This is a genomic window from Cryobacterium sp. TMT2-4 (genome assembly GCF_004402575.1).
In the GTDB taxonomy this organism is placed as follows: Bacteria; Actinomycetota; Actinomycetes; order Actinomycetales; family Microbacteriaceae; genus Cryobacterium; species Cryobacterium sandaracinum.
Genome location: NZ_SOGE01000003.1, coordinates 1 through 14,145, shown reverse-complemented (window position 1 = coordinate 14,145; position 14,145 = coordinate 1). Strand labels below are relative to the sequence as shown.

Annotated in this window: 15 protein-coding genes and 3 pseudogenes; 11 read left to right on the top strand and 7 right to left on the bottom strand. The window is 69.8% G+C overall.

What is annotated here, in order from left to right; translation table 11 throughout:
• The 3 genes and pseudogenes from sufC to fdxA form a co-directional block, all read left to right on the top strand.
• A pseudogene (gene sufC / locus E3O54_RS16715) lies at positions 1-124 on the top strand (Fe-S cluster assembly ATPase SufC); the annotation flags it as partial.
• Positions 121-480, top strand: a complete 360-nt coding sequence (locus E3O54_RS01420; protein WP_104193717.1) for a metal-sulfur cluster assembly factor — start codon at positions 121-123, stop codon at positions 478-480. The pseudogene sufC and the gene E3O54_RS01420, both read left to right, overlap by 4 nt.
• Positions 481-525: 45 nt before the next feature.
• Entirely contained in the window at positions 526-849 is a 324-nt protein-coding gene (fdxA, locus tag E3O54_RS01415; protein ID WP_134400783.1) for a ferredoxin, read from the top strand.
• A 34-nt stretch (positions 850-883) separates the two neighbouring features.
• Here the strand turns inward: fdxA and E3O54_RS01410 are convergent, their stop codons facing one another.
• From E3O54_RS01410 to E3O54_RS17245, 3 genes and pseudogenes are all read right to left on the bottom strand, one after another.
• Positions 884-1,378 carry an aldehyde dehydrogenase family protein gene (locus tag E3O54_RS01410; protein WP_134400782.1) on the bottom strand — a complete coding sequence of 165 codons (495 nt, stop codon included), beginning with the start codon at positions 1,376-1,378 and terminating at the stop codon, positions 884-886.
• Positions 1,379-1,574: 196 nt separating this feature from the next.
• Positions 1,575-1,784: pseudogene (locus E3O54_RS17250) on the bottom strand (IclR family transcriptional regulator C-terminal domain-containing protein); the annotation flags it as partial.
• 283 nt (positions 1,785-2,067) lie between these two features.
• A pseudogene (locus E3O54_RS17245) lies at positions 2,068-2,307 on the bottom strand (hypothetical protein); the annotation flags it as partial.
• Between E3O54_RS17245 and E3O54_RS01400 the strand changes: the two are divergent.
• The 3 genes from E3O54_RS01400 to E3O54_RS01390 all read left to right on the top strand — a co-directional run bounded on the left by E3O54_RS01400 (position 2,210) and on the right by E3O54_RS01390 (position 5,118).
• Positions 2,210-3,514 carry an MFS transporter gene (locus tag E3O54_RS01400; protein WP_241976709.1) on the top strand — a complete coding sequence of 435 codons (1,305 nt, stop codon included), beginning with the start codon at positions 2,210-2,212 and terminating at the stop codon, positions 3,512-3,514. The pseudogene E3O54_RS17245 and the gene E3O54_RS01400 overlap by 98 nt on opposite strands.
• Before the next feature lie 152 nt (positions 3,515-3,666).
• On the top strand, positions 3,667-4,362 hold the full coding sequence (nucS, locus tag E3O54_RS01395) for an endonuclease NucS (RefSeq protein ID WP_104169263.1): 696 nt from the start codon (positions 3,667-3,669) through the stop codon (positions 4,360-4,362).
• Positions 4,363-4,449: 87 nt separating this feature from the next.
• On the top strand, positions 4,450-5,118 hold the full coding sequence (locus E3O54_RS01390) for an HAD hydrolase-like protein (protein ID WP_134375191.1): 669 nt from the start codon (positions 4,450-4,452) through the stop codon (positions 5,116-5,118).
• Between the two features lie 107 nt (positions 5,119-5,225).
• Here the strand turns inward: E3O54_RS01390 and hxlA are convergent, their stop codons facing one another.
• A complete protein-coding gene (hxlA, locus tag E3O54_RS01385; RefSeq protein WP_104100578.1) occupies positions 5,226-5,849 on the bottom strand; it encodes a 3-hexulose-6-phosphate synthase in 624 nt (207 codons plus the stop codon).
• A gap of 66 nt (positions 5,850-5,915) precedes the next feature.
• Positions 5,916-6,566 (bottom strand): 6-phospho-3-hexuloisomerase, encoded by a 651-nt coding sequence (hxlB, locus tag E3O54_RS01380; protein ID WP_134400781.1) that lies wholly within the window; start codon positions 6,564-6,566, stop codon positions 5,916-5,918.
• A 100-nt stretch (positions 6,567-6,666) separates the two neighbouring features.
• On the opposite strand from hxlB, the gene E3O54_RS01375 reads away from it, so the two are divergent.
• The 3 genes from E3O54_RS01375 (at position 6,667) to E3O54_RS01365 (ending at position 9,575) form a co-directional block, all read left to right on the top strand.
• The gene (locus E3O54_RS01375) at positions 6,667-7,503 is read left to right on the top strand and encodes a LuxR C-terminal-related transcriptional regulator (protein WP_104100580.1); all 837 of its coding nucleotides are present in this window, start codon (positions 6,667-6,669) and stop codon (positions 7,501-7,503) included.
• A gap of 76 nt (positions 7,504-7,579) precedes the next feature.
• Positions 7,580-8,233 carry a bifunctional 2-polyprenyl-6-hydroxyphenol methylase/3-demethylubiquinol 3-O-methyltransferase UbiG gene (locus E3O54_RS01370; RefSeq protein WP_134375197.1) on the top strand — a complete coding sequence of 218 codons (654 nt, stop codon included), beginning with the start codon at positions 7,580-7,582 and terminating at the stop codon, positions 8,231-8,233.
• A 52-nt stretch (positions 8,234-8,285) separates the two neighbouring features.
• Positions 8,286-9,575 (top strand): MFS transporter, encoded by a 1,290-nt coding sequence (locus tag E3O54_RS01365; RefSeq protein WP_134400780.1) that lies wholly within the window; start codon positions 8,286-8,288, stop codon positions 9,573-9,575.
• A gap of 271 nt (positions 9,576-9,846) precedes the next feature.
• Here the strand turns inward: E3O54_RS01365 and arsA are convergent, their stop codons facing one another.
• Both arsA and arsD read right to left on the bottom strand, forming a co-directional pair.
• A complete protein-coding gene (arsA, locus tag E3O54_RS01360) occupies positions 9,847-11,655 on the bottom strand; it encodes an arsenical pump-driving ATPase (RefSeq protein ID WP_134400784.1) in 1,809 nt (602 codons plus the stop codon).
• A 17-nt stretch (positions 11,656-11,672) separates the two neighbouring features.
• Positions 11,673-12,137 carry an arsenite efflux transporter metallochaperone ArsD gene (gene arsD / locus E3O54_RS01355; protein ID WP_134400779.1) on the bottom strand — a complete coding sequence of 155 codons (465 nt, stop codon included), beginning with the start codon at positions 12,135-12,137 and terminating at the stop codon, positions 11,673-11,675.
• A 190-nt stretch (positions 12,138-12,327) separates the two neighbouring features.
• On the opposite strand from arsD, the gene E3O54_RS01350 reads away from it, so the two are divergent.
• Together E3O54_RS01350 and E3O54_RS01345 are read left to right on the top strand one after the other, a co-directional pair.
• Positions 12,328-12,810 carry a heme-degrading domain-containing protein gene (locus E3O54_RS01350; protein ID WP_134400778.1) on the top strand — a complete coding sequence of 161 codons (483 nt, stop codon included), beginning with the start codon at positions 12,328-12,330 and terminating at the stop codon, positions 12,808-12,810.
• Between the two features lie 140 nt (positions 12,811-12,950).
• Positions 12,951-13,955 carry an acyl-CoA thioesterase gene (locus tag E3O54_RS01345; RefSeq protein WP_241976708.1) on the top strand — a complete coding sequence of 335 codons (1,005 nt, stop codon included), beginning with the start codon at positions 12,951-12,953 and terminating at the stop codon, positions 13,953-13,955.
• Positions 13,956-14,145: the final 190 nt, after the last annotated feature.

The following is a 14,145-nucleotide window of genomic DNA, read 5'->3' as shown; positions in this document are numbered from 1 at the left end:
CAAGCCGGACTTCGTGCACGTCTTCGTCGACGGCCGGATCGCCGAACAGGGTGGCCCCGAACTCGCCGACCGCCTCGAAGACGAGGGCTACGATCGCTTCCAGAGCGCCGACGTCGCCCGATGAGCCTCGGGACAACCGCACTGCAGTCGGCGGAATCGACCCTGGGCGCGGCGCGGTTCGATGCCGTCCAGGAGGCCCTCAAGGATGTGATCGACCCGGAACTCGGCATCAACATCGTCGACCTCGGCCTGATCTACGATCTGGGCTGGGACGATGAAAACGATGCCCTGATCATTCACATGACCCTGACCTCGGCCGGCTGCCCGTTGACCGAGGTGCTCGAGCAGGAGATCGGCGTCAACCTGGACGGCATCGTCGACCAGTTCCGCATCAACTGGGTCTGGATGCCGCCGTGGGGCATCGACAAGATCACCGACGACGGCCGGGAGATGATGAGCGCTCTTGGATTCAACATCTAGCCAGCCCGTTGCGCCGATTCGACTGAGTCTGACCGGGGCGTGCCGATGACCTATGTGATCGCCCTGCCCTGCGTCGACGTGAAGGACCGTGCCTGCGTCGACGAGTGCCCGGTCGACTGCATCTACGAGGGTGAGCGCTCGCTCTACATCCACCCCGACGAATGTATCGACTGCGGCGCCTGCGAGCCGGTCTGCCCGGTCGAGGCCATCTACTACGAGGACGACGTGCCCGAGAAGTGGGCCGAGTACTACAAGGCCAATGTCGAGTTCTTCGACGACATCGGCTCGCCCGGCGGGGCGGCGAAATCCGGCGTGTTCCAGAAGGACCACCCGATCATCGCCGCCCTGCCCCCGCAGATGCGGCCCTGATCCTGCCGCGATCCTGAGCGCACCGCCGTGCCGGCTACGAGCGGATGCGGCGGTGCACCGACTGCGGCTTGAGGTAGACGTGCAGACCCTCCAGGCCGAATTCGACGCCGAGCCCTGAGCCATGCCGCCCCGCGAACGGGGCGGCATGGCTTGCGGCGAAGAATTTTATCCCGATCGAGCCCGTGTCCACCCGCGAAGCCACCGCGAGGGCGGCATCCTCGTCTGCGGAGAAGACCGTTCCTCCGAGGCCGAAATCAGTGTTGTTGGCGATCCCGATGGCCTCCTCGAGGCGGTCGAGGCGCAAAATCGACAGCACCGGCCCGAAGACTTCCTCCCGGGCGATCCGCATGCCGGGCGTCACGTCGGCGAACACGGTCGGCGTGACGGAGAAGCCCCGGTCGAACCCGCTGGGCACGTCGCCGCCGGTCGTGGCGCGGGCACCCTCCGCCAGGCCCGACCGGATGTAACCAAGCACCGTGTCCCCCTGCGCGGCGGTCGCGCTCGGCCCGAACACGGTTGCCGGATCCATCGGGTCTCAGATCGCGACGGGGTCGATCACCGGGGTGGTTTGCGGGCGCGGGCGGCGGGCTGCAGCGCCGAGGGGGGAGTTGCGCGATTCCGGCCTGGCTGCGCTCGGCCGTGCCGAGCAGGATCGGCAGGTTGCGTTCGAGCTGGTGGGCGCGGCTGGTCGGCAGCACGATGCCGAGCCCGCCGACGACGCGGCCGTCAGCCTGGAAGTCCGGAACCGCCAGGGAGCCGGAGCCGAGGCGAACCTCCTCCGAGGCGAGCGCGAACCCCTGCACGCGGATCTTCTCGATCTCCCGGCGGAGCTGCTCGTGGTCGGTCTTCGTGAAGGCGGTGCGGGCGATCAGCGTGCCGCCGAGCACGGCGTCCTGCACCCAGTCCTCCTCGAATGCCAGGATGGCGCGCCCCATGGCGGTGGCGTGCATGGGCAGCCGGCAGCCGACCCGGGGGGCCTGCTGCACGCGCCGGGTGCCGTAGACGCGGTCGATGTAGAGCACGTCGGCCCCGTCGCGGATGGCCAGATGCGCGGTCTCCTGGGTGAGGCCGGAGAGGTCCTGCAGGTAGGGGGCGGGCCACGTCGCGCAGCTGCCGCCCCGCGTGCTGGCCGAGTTCCCAGAGGCGCAGGCCGATCTGGTTGCGGCCGCGGGCATCCCGCTGCACGGCGCCCCACTCTTCGAGCTCGCCGAGCAGGCGGCGCACAGTGCTCTGTGGCAGCCCGCCCTCGGCGCAGATCTCGGAGAGCGACCGCGGTGCGGCGGGGTGCGGCACCCCCGTTCTGTTACCCCCTGAAGTCCCCCCACGTGCGACAGATTGCGTTTCGGATAACGTGGAGGGTGTGACCCACACCGCCCGCGACCTCGGAATCTCCGCCACCCCAGCCGCCCGGCCCGGGCTGCACGCCTGGCGGAACGCCGTGTTCGCACTCTTCTTCATTGCCGGACTCGCACTGGCCACCTGGATGTCCCGCATCCCGGCCGTGCGAGACGGCCTCGAGCTCTCGACCGCGCAGGTGGGCATTGTCATCTTCGGCCTCTCGGCCGGGTCGGTGATCGGCCTGGTGGCGGCGGTCGGGCTGCTCGCCCGCCTCGGCGCCCGGCGCGCCGTGGTGCTCGGCGTCGCGATCTCCTCGGTCGGGCTCATCACGGCCGGGGTCGGCACGAGCCTGCTGGGGTCCACCGAGCTGGTCTTCGCCGGGCTGGCCCTGGTCGGTTTCGGGATGGGCTCGGTCGACGTCATGATGAACGTCGAGGGGGCGGCGGTTGAGCGGGCGATCGGCAAGACGCTGATGCCGCTGATGCACGCCTGCTTCAGCCTCGGCACCGTGGTCGGCGCACTGGCGGGCGCGGGGGCATCCTTCGTTTCGTTGCCGGTGTTCTGGCACCTGGCCGGGGTTGCGCTTCTCGTGCTCGCCACGGCCGTCGCCGGGGTGCGGTATATCCCGGTGCGAGCGGAGCTCGGCGACGAGCCGGCGACGGCGTCGGCGTCGGGCGCGGAGCCGGGCGTCGCGCCGGGAACGGCGGAGGCCGGGCCGCGCCCTGCGCCGCCGTGGCGGGAGCGCCTGCGCGTCGGCCTGTCCGCGTGGGGTGACACGAGGATCCTCCTGATCGGCACGATCGTGCTGGGCATGACCTTCGCCGAGGGCTCGGCCAACGACTGGCTGGCCCTGGCCGCCGTCGACGGGCACGGGCTGAGCAACACGGAGGGCGCCATCATCTTCGGCGTCTTCGTGACGGCGATGACCGTCGGCCGAGTGTTCGGCGGGCCGATCCTGGACCGGTTCGGGCGGGTACCGGTGCTGCGCGCCTGCGCCGCGCTGGGCATCCTGGGCCTGGTGTTGTTCATCCTCGCGCCGAACGAGGGGCTGCTTTACACCGGCACGGTGCTCTGGGGTCTCGGCGCGTCGCTCGGCTTCCCGGTGGGCATGTCGGCCGCCGCCGACGACACGCAGAACGCCGCCGCCCGAGTGAGCGCCGTCGCCATGATCGGCTACTTCGCGTTCCTCGTGGGCCCGCCCGTGCTCGGCCTGCTCGGGGAGGCCTGGGGCATCCTGAACGCCCTGTTCCTGATCCTGGCGCTGATGGTTCTGGCGGGCCTGGCCGCCCCCGCCGCGCGCGAGCGCACCAGCGCCCCCGCCGCCTAACGAATTCGACGGAGATTTTGGCGCTAGAGGCCGGTTTTGGGGCTGTTTCAAGCCGAAACGGCAAAATCTCCGTCGAATTGGTTCGGACCCGGGGCGCGGGAGGTTCGTCGAGGGTGGGCGAACGTATGCCGCGGCGCGGTTAGGCTCGAACCGTGCGCCTTGTGATTGCGAAATGTTCCGTCGACTACGCCGGGAGACTGAGCGCGCATCTGCCGCTGGCCACCCGCCTGCTCATGATCAAGTCGGACGGCAGCGTGCTCGTGCACTCCGACGGCGGCTCGTACAAGCCGCTCAACTGGATGAGCCCGCCGTGCAGCCTGGCGCTGTCCGAGCCCGATGACGACCAGACGGAGGCCGGCGTCACGGCCGTCTGGACGGTCACCCACGCCAAGACCGCCGATCAGCTCATCGTCAGCATCTACGAGGTGCTGCACGACTCCGCCCACGAGCTCGGCATCGACCCCGGGCTGATCAAGGACGGCGTCGAGGCCCACCTGCAGAAGCTGCTGGCCGAGCACATCCACCTGCTCGGCGACGGCCATATCCTGGTGCGCCGGGAGTACATGACGGCGATCGGCCCGGTCGACATCCTGGCGCGCGACTCCACGGGCGGATCCGTCGCCGTGGAGCTGAAGCGGCGCGGCGACATCGACGGGGTCGAACAGCTCACGCGCTACCTCGAACTCATGAACCGCGACCCGCATCTTGCGCCGGTGATCGGGGTTTTCGCCGCACAGATCATCAAGCCGCAGGCGCGCACCCTGGCCGAGGACCGGGGTATCCGTTGCCTCGTTCTCGACTACGACGCCATGCGCGGACTCGACGACACACAATCGAAACTCTTTTAGGGGCTGGCGGCCCGCGCGAAAGCGTATTACTCCTATTTTTCTTTAAATTCATGCGATGGATCGACTCCCGACCCCTAGTATTAGCCTGTGATTTCGACATTGACCCGCACGTGGAGTGCCATCATATTTGACCTTGACGGAACGATCACCGATTCCGCCCCGGCCATCACCAATGCCCTCGCCCGCACCTTCGCCGTGCTGGGCCGCCCGGTTCCCGCCGACGCGAAACTACTGGCCTACGTGGGGCCGCCTCTGCTGGCCGCTTTCCGCGAGTACGCCGGAATGACACCGGAGGAGGCCGCCGAGGCTGTCGCCGTCTACCGCGCCGACGACCAGGGCAAGCACCTGCTGGACACCGCCATCTTTCCGGGCGTCGCCGGACTCCTCGAGCGCATCCACGCGGCGAAGATCCCGATGGCCGTGGCCACCAGCAAAACCCAGCACAATGCGATCGCGGTGCTCGAGCACTTCGACCTGGCACAGTACTTCACCGCCATCGTGGGCTCCACCGACACCGAGACGCGCAGTTCCAAGGCCGACGTCGTGGCGGAGGCCCTCGAGCGCCTCGCCGCCGCCGGTGCCGACCTCAGCAAGCCCGTCATGGTCGGTGACCGCCGCTACGACGCGGAAGGTGCGGCCGCCCACGGCGTGCCGGCCATCCTCGTGGAGTGGGGCTACGGCTCCCCGTCCGAGGCCGCCGAGGCGACCGCGACCGTCTACTCCGCTGACACGCTCGGCAAGATGCTACTCGGCTGACACCCCCTCCCTGCCCCCACGAGAAAGCACCCTCGTCTCGAAACGAGGGTGCTTTTTCCGTATCCACGCGGACTCCCGCGCCAACTCCAGCGCGGACTCCGGGGTGGCTAGATGATGGCGGCGCGCAGGGCGGCCGCCGCGGCGGCCGGGTCCTCCGCGCCGTAGATGGCGCCGCCGGCGACGGCGACCCGGGCCCCGGCACGCTGCACGGAGGCAATGGTGGCGACGCTCACACCGCCGGCCAGGGAGAACGGAACCCGGGCGGTCTCACCCTGGTTGAGCAAAGTCGAGAGCGAGAAGCCGGGCTCCGCCTGCTCGTCAAGGCCGGCGTGCATCTCGACGAAGACGGCGCCGAGCTTTGTCACTTCGCGGGCCCGCGTCACCTTGTCGGCGACGCCGATCAGGTCGACGACGACGCCTTTGCCATGCTTCGTGGCTGCGGCGACGGCCCCGACGATGGTACTGTCCCCGGCCGTGCCGAGCACGGTCACCAGGTCGGCGCCGGCGGTGAACGCCAGGTCGGCCTCGAGCTCACCGGCATCCATCGTTTTGAGGTCGGCGAAGACCGTCTTGTCGGGGTGAGCGGCCTTGATGGCGGTCACGGCACGCAGGCCCTCCGCCTTGATCAGCGGGGTGCCGAGCTCGATGATGTCCACGTAGGGTGCAACTTTCGCGGCCAGCTCGAGGGCCGCATCCGTGGTGAGTACGTCCATGGCGACTTGAAGCTTCATGATGGTCTTCTTTCCGGTTCTGGTGACGTCTGGTGAGGTCTGATAGGTCTGAGTGAGTGAAAAGCGTTATTCGAGGTTGGCGTGCCGCGGCCACAGATCGTCGGCCGTGGCCCCGGATGCCTTCCACAGGCTGTGGAAGATCGCGTCGCCGAGCACGACGACGGTCTGTTCAAAGAGCGCGCCCGAGTACTGCAGCGACCGGAGTTCGTCGTGGTCCTGCTTCTGGGCGGCCGGCACGACCACGGTCACCGCGGCCAGCGCGGCGAGCGGGGAGTCCGGAGCGGTGGTGATCGCGATTACCCGGGCACCGGATTCCGCGGCGGTCTCGGCCGCGCGCACGACGGCGGCCGTCGCGCCGGACCCGCTCGCTACCAGCAGCACGTCGCCGGCCGCGATCGCCGGGGTGGTGACCTCGCCGACCACGTGCACGTCGAGCCCGAGGTGCATCAGCCGCATCGCGGTCATGCGCAGGGCCAGGCCGGACCGGCCCGCGCCGAGAACGAACACGCGCCGGGCTCCCCGCAGGGCGGCCGCAGCCTGGTCGAGGGTCGGGAGGCCGGCCGTGTCGTCAGTGCTGTTCGCGCTGTTCGTGGTGTTCGCGCTGTTCGTGGTCGCCGTCGTCAGGAGCTGGCGCACGATCCCGGCGTTCTCGGCCGCGATGGCGGCGAGCGATTCGGTCACGGTCAGTGTCACGGGGGTGTCGGTGCAAGAAGGCATCCCCTTATGGTCCACTCTTTCGGGCGGGCAGGAGGCCCACCGAACGGGCGGTGCACCTACTCGAACGGATGGCTGAACGCGCCTCCGGTAGGATGCTGAGGTGAATAGTCAGCGCCCAGCCCCCTCGATCGAGCCGTTCGACTCCCGCTCGGCCGCCGCCGAGCGCGCCCGGGTCGTCGCCGACCTGACCGACACGCAGGCGACCACGCTCGAGTCCCTGCTCGCCGTGCTCCGCTCCCGGAACACGAGCGACGCCTCGGCCCGGCAAACCGCGATCGACCTGGCCGCGACGGCGATGGTGGCGCTGCGCGCCGTCTCCGACCTCGACCGGTCCCTCACCGAGGAGCCCGTTGCTCGGGCCTTCGAACGCCTGCGCGACGACCTGCGCCCGCTCGTGCGCTTCGGCGACCTCGACGTGCAGTTCATCGAGCCGCCCGTGAACGGCCGGGCCCTGCCCGGCGAGGTGGCCCACGCCGCCCGGGCCATCGTGCGCGGCGCGGTCCTGGCTCTGGTCGAGCAGGCCGGGGTGGCCCGCGTGCGCGTGCACTGGGACTGCGACGGCAGCAACCTTTTGATCCACATCCGTGACGACGGCTCCGGCGACCTCACCCCGGACAGCCCGAGCGTCAGCCGGTTGACGAGCCGGGTGGCCGCACTGAACGGCTCGCTGCGGCTGGAGGCGACGACCGGCTGGGGGTCCGAAATGACCGTCACCCTCCCCCTCGACGTGCCGCTCGCACCGCTCACGGCCGCCGCCGCGTGGGGTCTGAGCCCGCGCGAGAAGGGCGTGCTCGAGCTGGTCGCCTCCGGCGCCCGCAACCGGGCGATCGCCGAGACGCTCTCGATCAGCGAGAACACGGTCAAGTTCCACGTCGCCAACCTGCTGCGCAAGGTGGGTGCTTCCACCCGGGCCGAGCTGGCAGCGCTCTCCCGCTGAGCCGCCGCTTCCGTGCGAAACTGGCCATCGCGCAGCATCCGTTCACACCGACGGATGCCCGCCGAGAGGACACGCCATGGACGCCACCGAATGGGACACCCGCTACCGCCTCGCCCGTGAGGCACAGGCCGGCCAGGCCGGACGTCTGTGGTCGGCTCTGCCGGCACAGATCGTGCAGGACACCGTGAGCCCGTTCCCGCCGGGGCGTGCGCTGGATCTGGCCACCGGCGACGGTCGCAACGCGATCTGGCTGGCCGGCCACGGCTGGACGGTCACGGCGGTCGACTTCTCCGCCGAAGCCGTCGGCCTGGCCGAAGCGCACGCCGCCGAGGCAGGCGTGTCGGTGGACTGGCAGGTCGGCGACGCCACGACCTGGGATCCGTCAGGCGAAAGCTTCGACCTGGTCACCGTGATGTACCTGCACCTGCCCGAGCCCGCCTTGCGCGCCGTGCTGGCCCGCGCCGCCGGGTGGCTCTCCCCCGGCGGGCACCTGGTCGCGCTCGGGCACGACCAGACCAACCTCGCGACCGGGGCTCCCGGACCGGGCGATCCGGCCATCCTCTACTCGCCCGAGCTGCTGCGTTCCTGCATCGACCCCGCAAGCCCGGGTGCCTCCCGGGTCGTGCGCTGCGAGACCATCCGCCGCGACCTCGCCACCGACCCGGAGGCCCCCGGCGACGGCGGCGCCGCCACATTCGCCCTCGACACCCTGCTCGTCGTCGAAGTCTAATTACCCCCTGGGGTATGCTGAAACCCCAGCGCACATGCCACAAGGGAGCCCGATGTCCACCAATCCGGATGCGCCCGCGCCCGTGACCCCGGACGCCCGCCCCGCGCCCGCGCCCGCCGACCACACGCCGCTGCAGCGCACGGTCGTGCGGGTGCTCATCGCAGGCCAGATCCTCGGCGGCATCGGCATGGGCGCGACGCTCTCCCTCGGCGCCCTGCTGGCCGCGCAGCTCTCCGGCTCCAGCGCCTGGTCGGGCATGGCCGCCACCATGAGCACCCTCGGCGCCGCCCTCGTGGCCGTACCGCTGGCCCGCCTGGCCCAGCGCCGCGGGCGCCGCCGCTCCCTCGCGACCGGCTCGCTCATCGCCGGCTCCGGCGCTGTTCTCGCCATCACCTCGGTCACGGTCGACATCTTCCCGCTGCTCCTGCTGGCCCTGATGCTCCTCGGCGCCGGATCGGCCACGAATCTGCAGGCCCGCTTCGCCGCCACCGACCTCGCAAGCACACAATTCCGGGCGCGCGACCTGTCCATCGTGGTCTGGTCGACGACCATCGGCGCCGTGCTCGGCCCGAACCTGTTCGGCCCCGGCGAGACCGTGGGAAAGGCCCTCGGCCTGCCCCCTCTGACCGGTGCCTTCGCCTTCTCCCTGATCGCCACGGTCGGCGCGGCCGTTGTCTACACGGTCGGACTCCGCCCCGACCCGCTGCTCACCGCCCTCGCCGCACGCGAGGTCGACCCCGTCGGCGGCACGCGGCGCGGCGGCCTGGCCATCGTGCGCGTCAACCCACAGGCCCGCTTCGCAGTGGTCGTGATCGCCTGCAGCCACGCCACCATGGTCGCCCTGATGTCGATGGCCCCGGTGCACCTGCGCGACCACGGCGCCACCCTGACGCTGGTGGGGCTGACCATCAGTTTCCACGTCGCCGGCATGTACGCGCTCTCGCCCGTCTTCGGTTGGCTGGCCGACCGGCTGGGACGGATGCCCGTCATCCTCATCGGCCAGAGCCTGTTGCTGGTCTCGCTGGCGATCTTCTGGCTGGCCGGGGAGTCACAAACTGCCATGACGGTGGGGCTGATCCTGCTCGGACTGGGCTGGTCGGCATCCGTCGTCGCCGGCTCGGCGCTGATCGCGGAGGTGGTGGGCGTGCACGACCGCGCCGCCCTGCAGGGTTTCTCCGACCTATCGATGAACGGGGCCGGTGCCCTCGGCGGAGCCCTGGCCGGCCTGATCCTGAGCGCGATCGGCTACTCCGGGCTCGGGCTGGTCACCATGGTGCTCGCGGGCGTCATCGTCGTCTGGTCTGCCGTGCGCGGCACCACGGCCCGGCCGGTCGTGCGCTAACCGGGTCAGTCCTGACAATTGGTTATTTCACTGCGGCAGGTGCGAGTCGACCGCACCGCGTGGACGCTTTCCGCACAGCTGGCATCCCGCCCTCGGTGTCGAACCAATTCGACGGAGATTTTGTGCTGAGAGCGCTCTTTCCAACTGTTTGAACCCGATTTGGCCAGAATCTCCGTCGAATTCGTTCGGGACGCAGGTACTTCGGGGCCTCAGACTCGACAGACGTAGGGGCTGGAACACCGGCCGACCCCCTCGCTGGCCGACCGGCCAGCTAGCGAACGGATGCCGGCGCGGGCTGCCGCCCCGCGGCGAGCGCGAGCAGCGCCGGAATGCCCACCGGCTCCTCCGCCAGCAGCGGCACCACCGCGAGCCGCGGGGCGCGCTTCTCGTGCACGTGCTCGAGCTCGGGGAGCTCGTTCCGGGCCCGCGCGAGCAGCAGCGGGTTGGTCGGCGCCGCCGCGGCGATCGAGTTGTTCACGATCCACGCCCACGGGGTGATGCCGGCCCGCTCCAGGTCGGCCTGCAGCTCCGCGGCCTCGAGCACGGGCGTGGTCTCGGCGAGGGTGACCAGGATCACTTTCGTCTGCTCCGGGTCCTGCAGCCGCATCATCGGCGTCGTCAGACGGATGCCGTCGCCCAGCTGCCGGGTGACCTCGCGGTGGTACGACCCGGTCGCATCCAGCAGCAGCAGGGTGTGGCCCGTGGGCGCGGTATCCATCACGACGAAGGTGCCCTTCGCCTCCCGGCTCACGCGGGAGAAGGCCTGGAACACGGCGATCTCCTCCGTGCACGGCGAACGCAGGTCCTCGCGGAGCATGGCTTGGCCCTGCGCGTCGAGGTGAGCGCCCTTCGTGCGCATGACCCGCTCGGTGTAGTTGGCGATTTCGACGGCCGGGTCGATCCGGGACACGGTCAGGTTCGCCAGCCGGCCGGCCAGGGTGTCGTCGAGGTGCGCGGCCGGGTCGGTCGTGGTGAGGTGCACGGGCAGCCCGCGTTCGGCGAGGCTGACGGCGATCGCCGCCGCGAGCGTGGTCTTGCCCACACCGCCCTTGCCCATCAGCATCACCAGGCCGTGGCCGCCGGCCTCGATCTCGTCGACGAGAGCCGAGAGCGGGGCCCCCGGAGCGACCGTGGCGATTCCGGTGCCCGGTGTCGGGACGAGTGCAGGCTCGAGCAGGCTGCGGAGCGCGGCCAAGCCGACCATGTTGGTGCTCTTCAGCCCCACGTAGCTGGTGGGCGCGGTGCGCAGCCCCGCGGGCATCGCGGCGAGCGCCTGCTGTTCGCGCACCCGGATGGCGTCGAAGAGCGGGTCGGCCTCGGCGGGCGTGCCCGTATCGGCATCAGAATCCGTTGCCGGTCCGGCCGGCAGGATGCCGTTGACCACCAGGTGCTGACGCTGCATGCCGATGGCGGCGAGTTCTGCCTGGGTGCGGGCGGCCTCCCGCAGGGCGCCGCCCTGGGCGCGCGCCACGAGCACCAGCCGGGTGCGGGCAGGGTCGGCGAGGGCGGCCACGGCGTCGGCGTAGACGGCGCGCTGCTTCTCGAGGCCGGAGAGCGGCCCGAGGCAGGACGCGTCGCCCGTGCCCTCGGTGAGGAAGTCGGTCCACGACCCGGGCAGCTGCAGCAGACGGATGGTGTGCCCGGTGGGGGCCGTGTCGAAGAGGATGTGGTCGTACGCGGCCGTCCACGCGGCATCCGTCAGCAGGTCGGTGAACTCGTTGAACGAGGCGATCTCGGTGGTGCAGGCACCCGAGAGCTGCTCCTCGATCGAGGCCATCTCGGCGGGCGGCAGCAGGCCGCGCACCGGGCCGACGATGCGTTCGCGGTACTGCGCGGCCGCCTGCTCGGGGTCGATCTCGAGGGCCGACAGGCCGGGCACCGCCGCGATCGGCATGACCGTGTTGCCGATGGTCACCCCGAAGACCTGGCCCACATTGGAGGCCGGATCGGTGCTGACCAACAGCACGGATGCCCCGGACTCGGCCAGACGCACCGCGCTCGCGCACGCGATGGAGGTCTTGCCGACCCCGCCCTTGCCGGTGAAGAAGAGGAAACGTGGGGCGTCGTCGAGGAAGCGCAGGGTCGTCATGATCGGCCCTAGCAGCAGCCGCCGTTGCCGCAGCAGCCGGCATCGGCGCCCGCGGTATTTTCAGTGAGCTCGGTGGCTGTGGCGCTACCGGACCCGGCCATGGCTAGCAGCCGCACCGTTCCCTCCGGCTGCACGGCCGCACGGTGACTGGCCGCGCCGGTGTCGACAGCCGCCACGTCGGTCCAGCTCGCGAGCTCGGCGCGGGTCGGGTAGCGGCCGGTGAGCACGGTGGCTCCCCCTACGAGCGTGACGGGCAGGCCCTCCTGGCCGACGGTGTGCAGGAACTGGCGGGCCACCTCGTTCTGCACGAAGGCGAGGGGCTCCTGGGCCAGGTTGAATCGGGCAATGTCGCCGCCGTTCGCGCGGGTGAAATCGAGGTCCGCGGAGAGGGTGACCAGCGCCTGGTCGACGTCGACTCCGCAGATGCCTGTGCCGCAGCACAGTCCCGGTTCGAAAATCTCGATGTGTGCCATGGGTGACCATCTCCTAGACCGGCATCCAGAGGGGCGACTTGTCCGTGATGACGGTCCTCCCAGTATATCGACGCTTATCGATATTTGGCGACTCGTTTGCGTTAGCACCGGCTCCCATTGCGAGCGCGGGAGTGGAAGACTGACTGCGGGCGCCTCTGCCCTGTTCATCATTCAACCCGAAAGGCATGCGATGACCGACGCACACGACGCCGCAGACCTTCTCCCGCTGCTTCTCGAGCAGGAACGTGTCATTCAGTTCGACTCCTTCGACGTGGGCGACGCCTGGGCCGTCGGGTCGCGGCTCGTGGAACTCGGCAACGCCCGGCGGCATCCGATCGCGGTGTCGATCATGTTCGGCGACCAGCGCGTCTTCCATGCCGCCCTGCCCGGTGCCTGCGCCGACAATGACGCCTGGCTCGAAAACAAGTTCCGGGTGGTGCGGCGCTTCGCCAACTCCTCCTACGCCGTGGGCATGCGCTTCCGAGCGAACTCCCGCGACTTCAGCACCGACTCGAACCTCGACCCGAACACACACGCCGCGCACGGCGGCGCCTTCCCCCTGCGCGTACGGGGCTCGCTCATCGGCGTCGTCGGCGTCTCCGGGCTGGCCCAGCGCTATGACCACGACCTTGTCGTCGAGGCGCTCGAGGAACACCGCCGCACCCACGGCTGACCGGCAACGGTCTGGCCCGCACCCGACTCCCCTGCCCCGGCTGCCCCGTCCCGCGGCCCTGTCCCGCAGCCCTGTCCCGCAGCCTGCCCGGATGTGAAAGTCTGGACCGAAGCCCCTGACCTGCTTTCGTTGGAGTATCCGTGACCGCCGCACCTGTCCGTTCGATGTCGCAATTCGACGCGGGCATGCCCGACGACCGCATCACCCTGCGCTTCATGGCCGTTCCCGCCGACGTCGCCGCTTCGGGCGCGACCGTGGCCGCTGGCAGCGTGCTCGAGTGGATTGACAAGGCCGCTTACGCCTGTGCGGTGGGCTGGAGCGCATCCGACACGGTCACCGCCTACGTCGGCAATGTGCACTTCACCCGGCCGATAAAGCCCGGCAACCTGGTCGAGGTGCACGCCCGCATCATCCACACCGGACGCACGAGCATGCACGTGCTTGTCACGGTCGAGACCACGGATGTCCGCGCCCGCGAATACAGTCCGGCGACCCACTGCATCCTCGTCTTCGTCGCCGTCGACGATGCCGGGAAGCCGCAGGAAGTTCCCTTGTGGGTGCCCCACTCCGACGTCGACCGGGAGCTGCAAGAGAACGCGACGGCCCGGCTCGAGCCGCGCAAGCGCATCCAGACTGTCATGCGCTCACAGGAATATACCGATGACAGCACCACGCCAGGCACGGTGTTCCGGTTTTTGGCCGACCCCGCCGACGCGAACTGGGGCGGCAACGCCCACGGCGGAACCGTGATGCGCTGGATCGATGAGGCCGCCTTCGCTACGGCGGCGGCCTGGAGCTCCGTAGCGGCCGTTGCCGTCTACTCGGGCGGCATCCACTTCTACCGGCCGATCCACATCGGGCACATCGTCGAAGTGGATGCCCGGCTCATCCACACCGGCAAGCGCAGCATGCACATCAGCATCCGGGTGCGCTCGGGCAGTCCACGCACGCCCCACGATTTGCACCTCACGACGCAGTGCATGAGCATTTTCGTCGCACTCGGCGCGAACGGGCACGCCGAGCCGGTAGAACCACTGACGCTGATCACCCCGGAGGACAAGCGGCTCGACCAGCACGCCCGGGACCTGATGGAATTGCGCGCGCCGCTGGTCATGATGCCCGTTGACCACCTGCGCCTGCCGTGACCGGCGCGCCCTTACGGCCCGAACGAATTCGACGGAGATTTTGCGCGAATCGGACCTGAATCCTGCGAAAGAGCGCTTTCACGCCAAAATCTTGGCTCCCCTGCTGTATCCGTGGGTGTTTCGGAGCGCCTTAACGGCCGCACGCCGCTTCCTGTCTAGGTTTCTGACTGTCAAAGGAAAGAAACTTTAT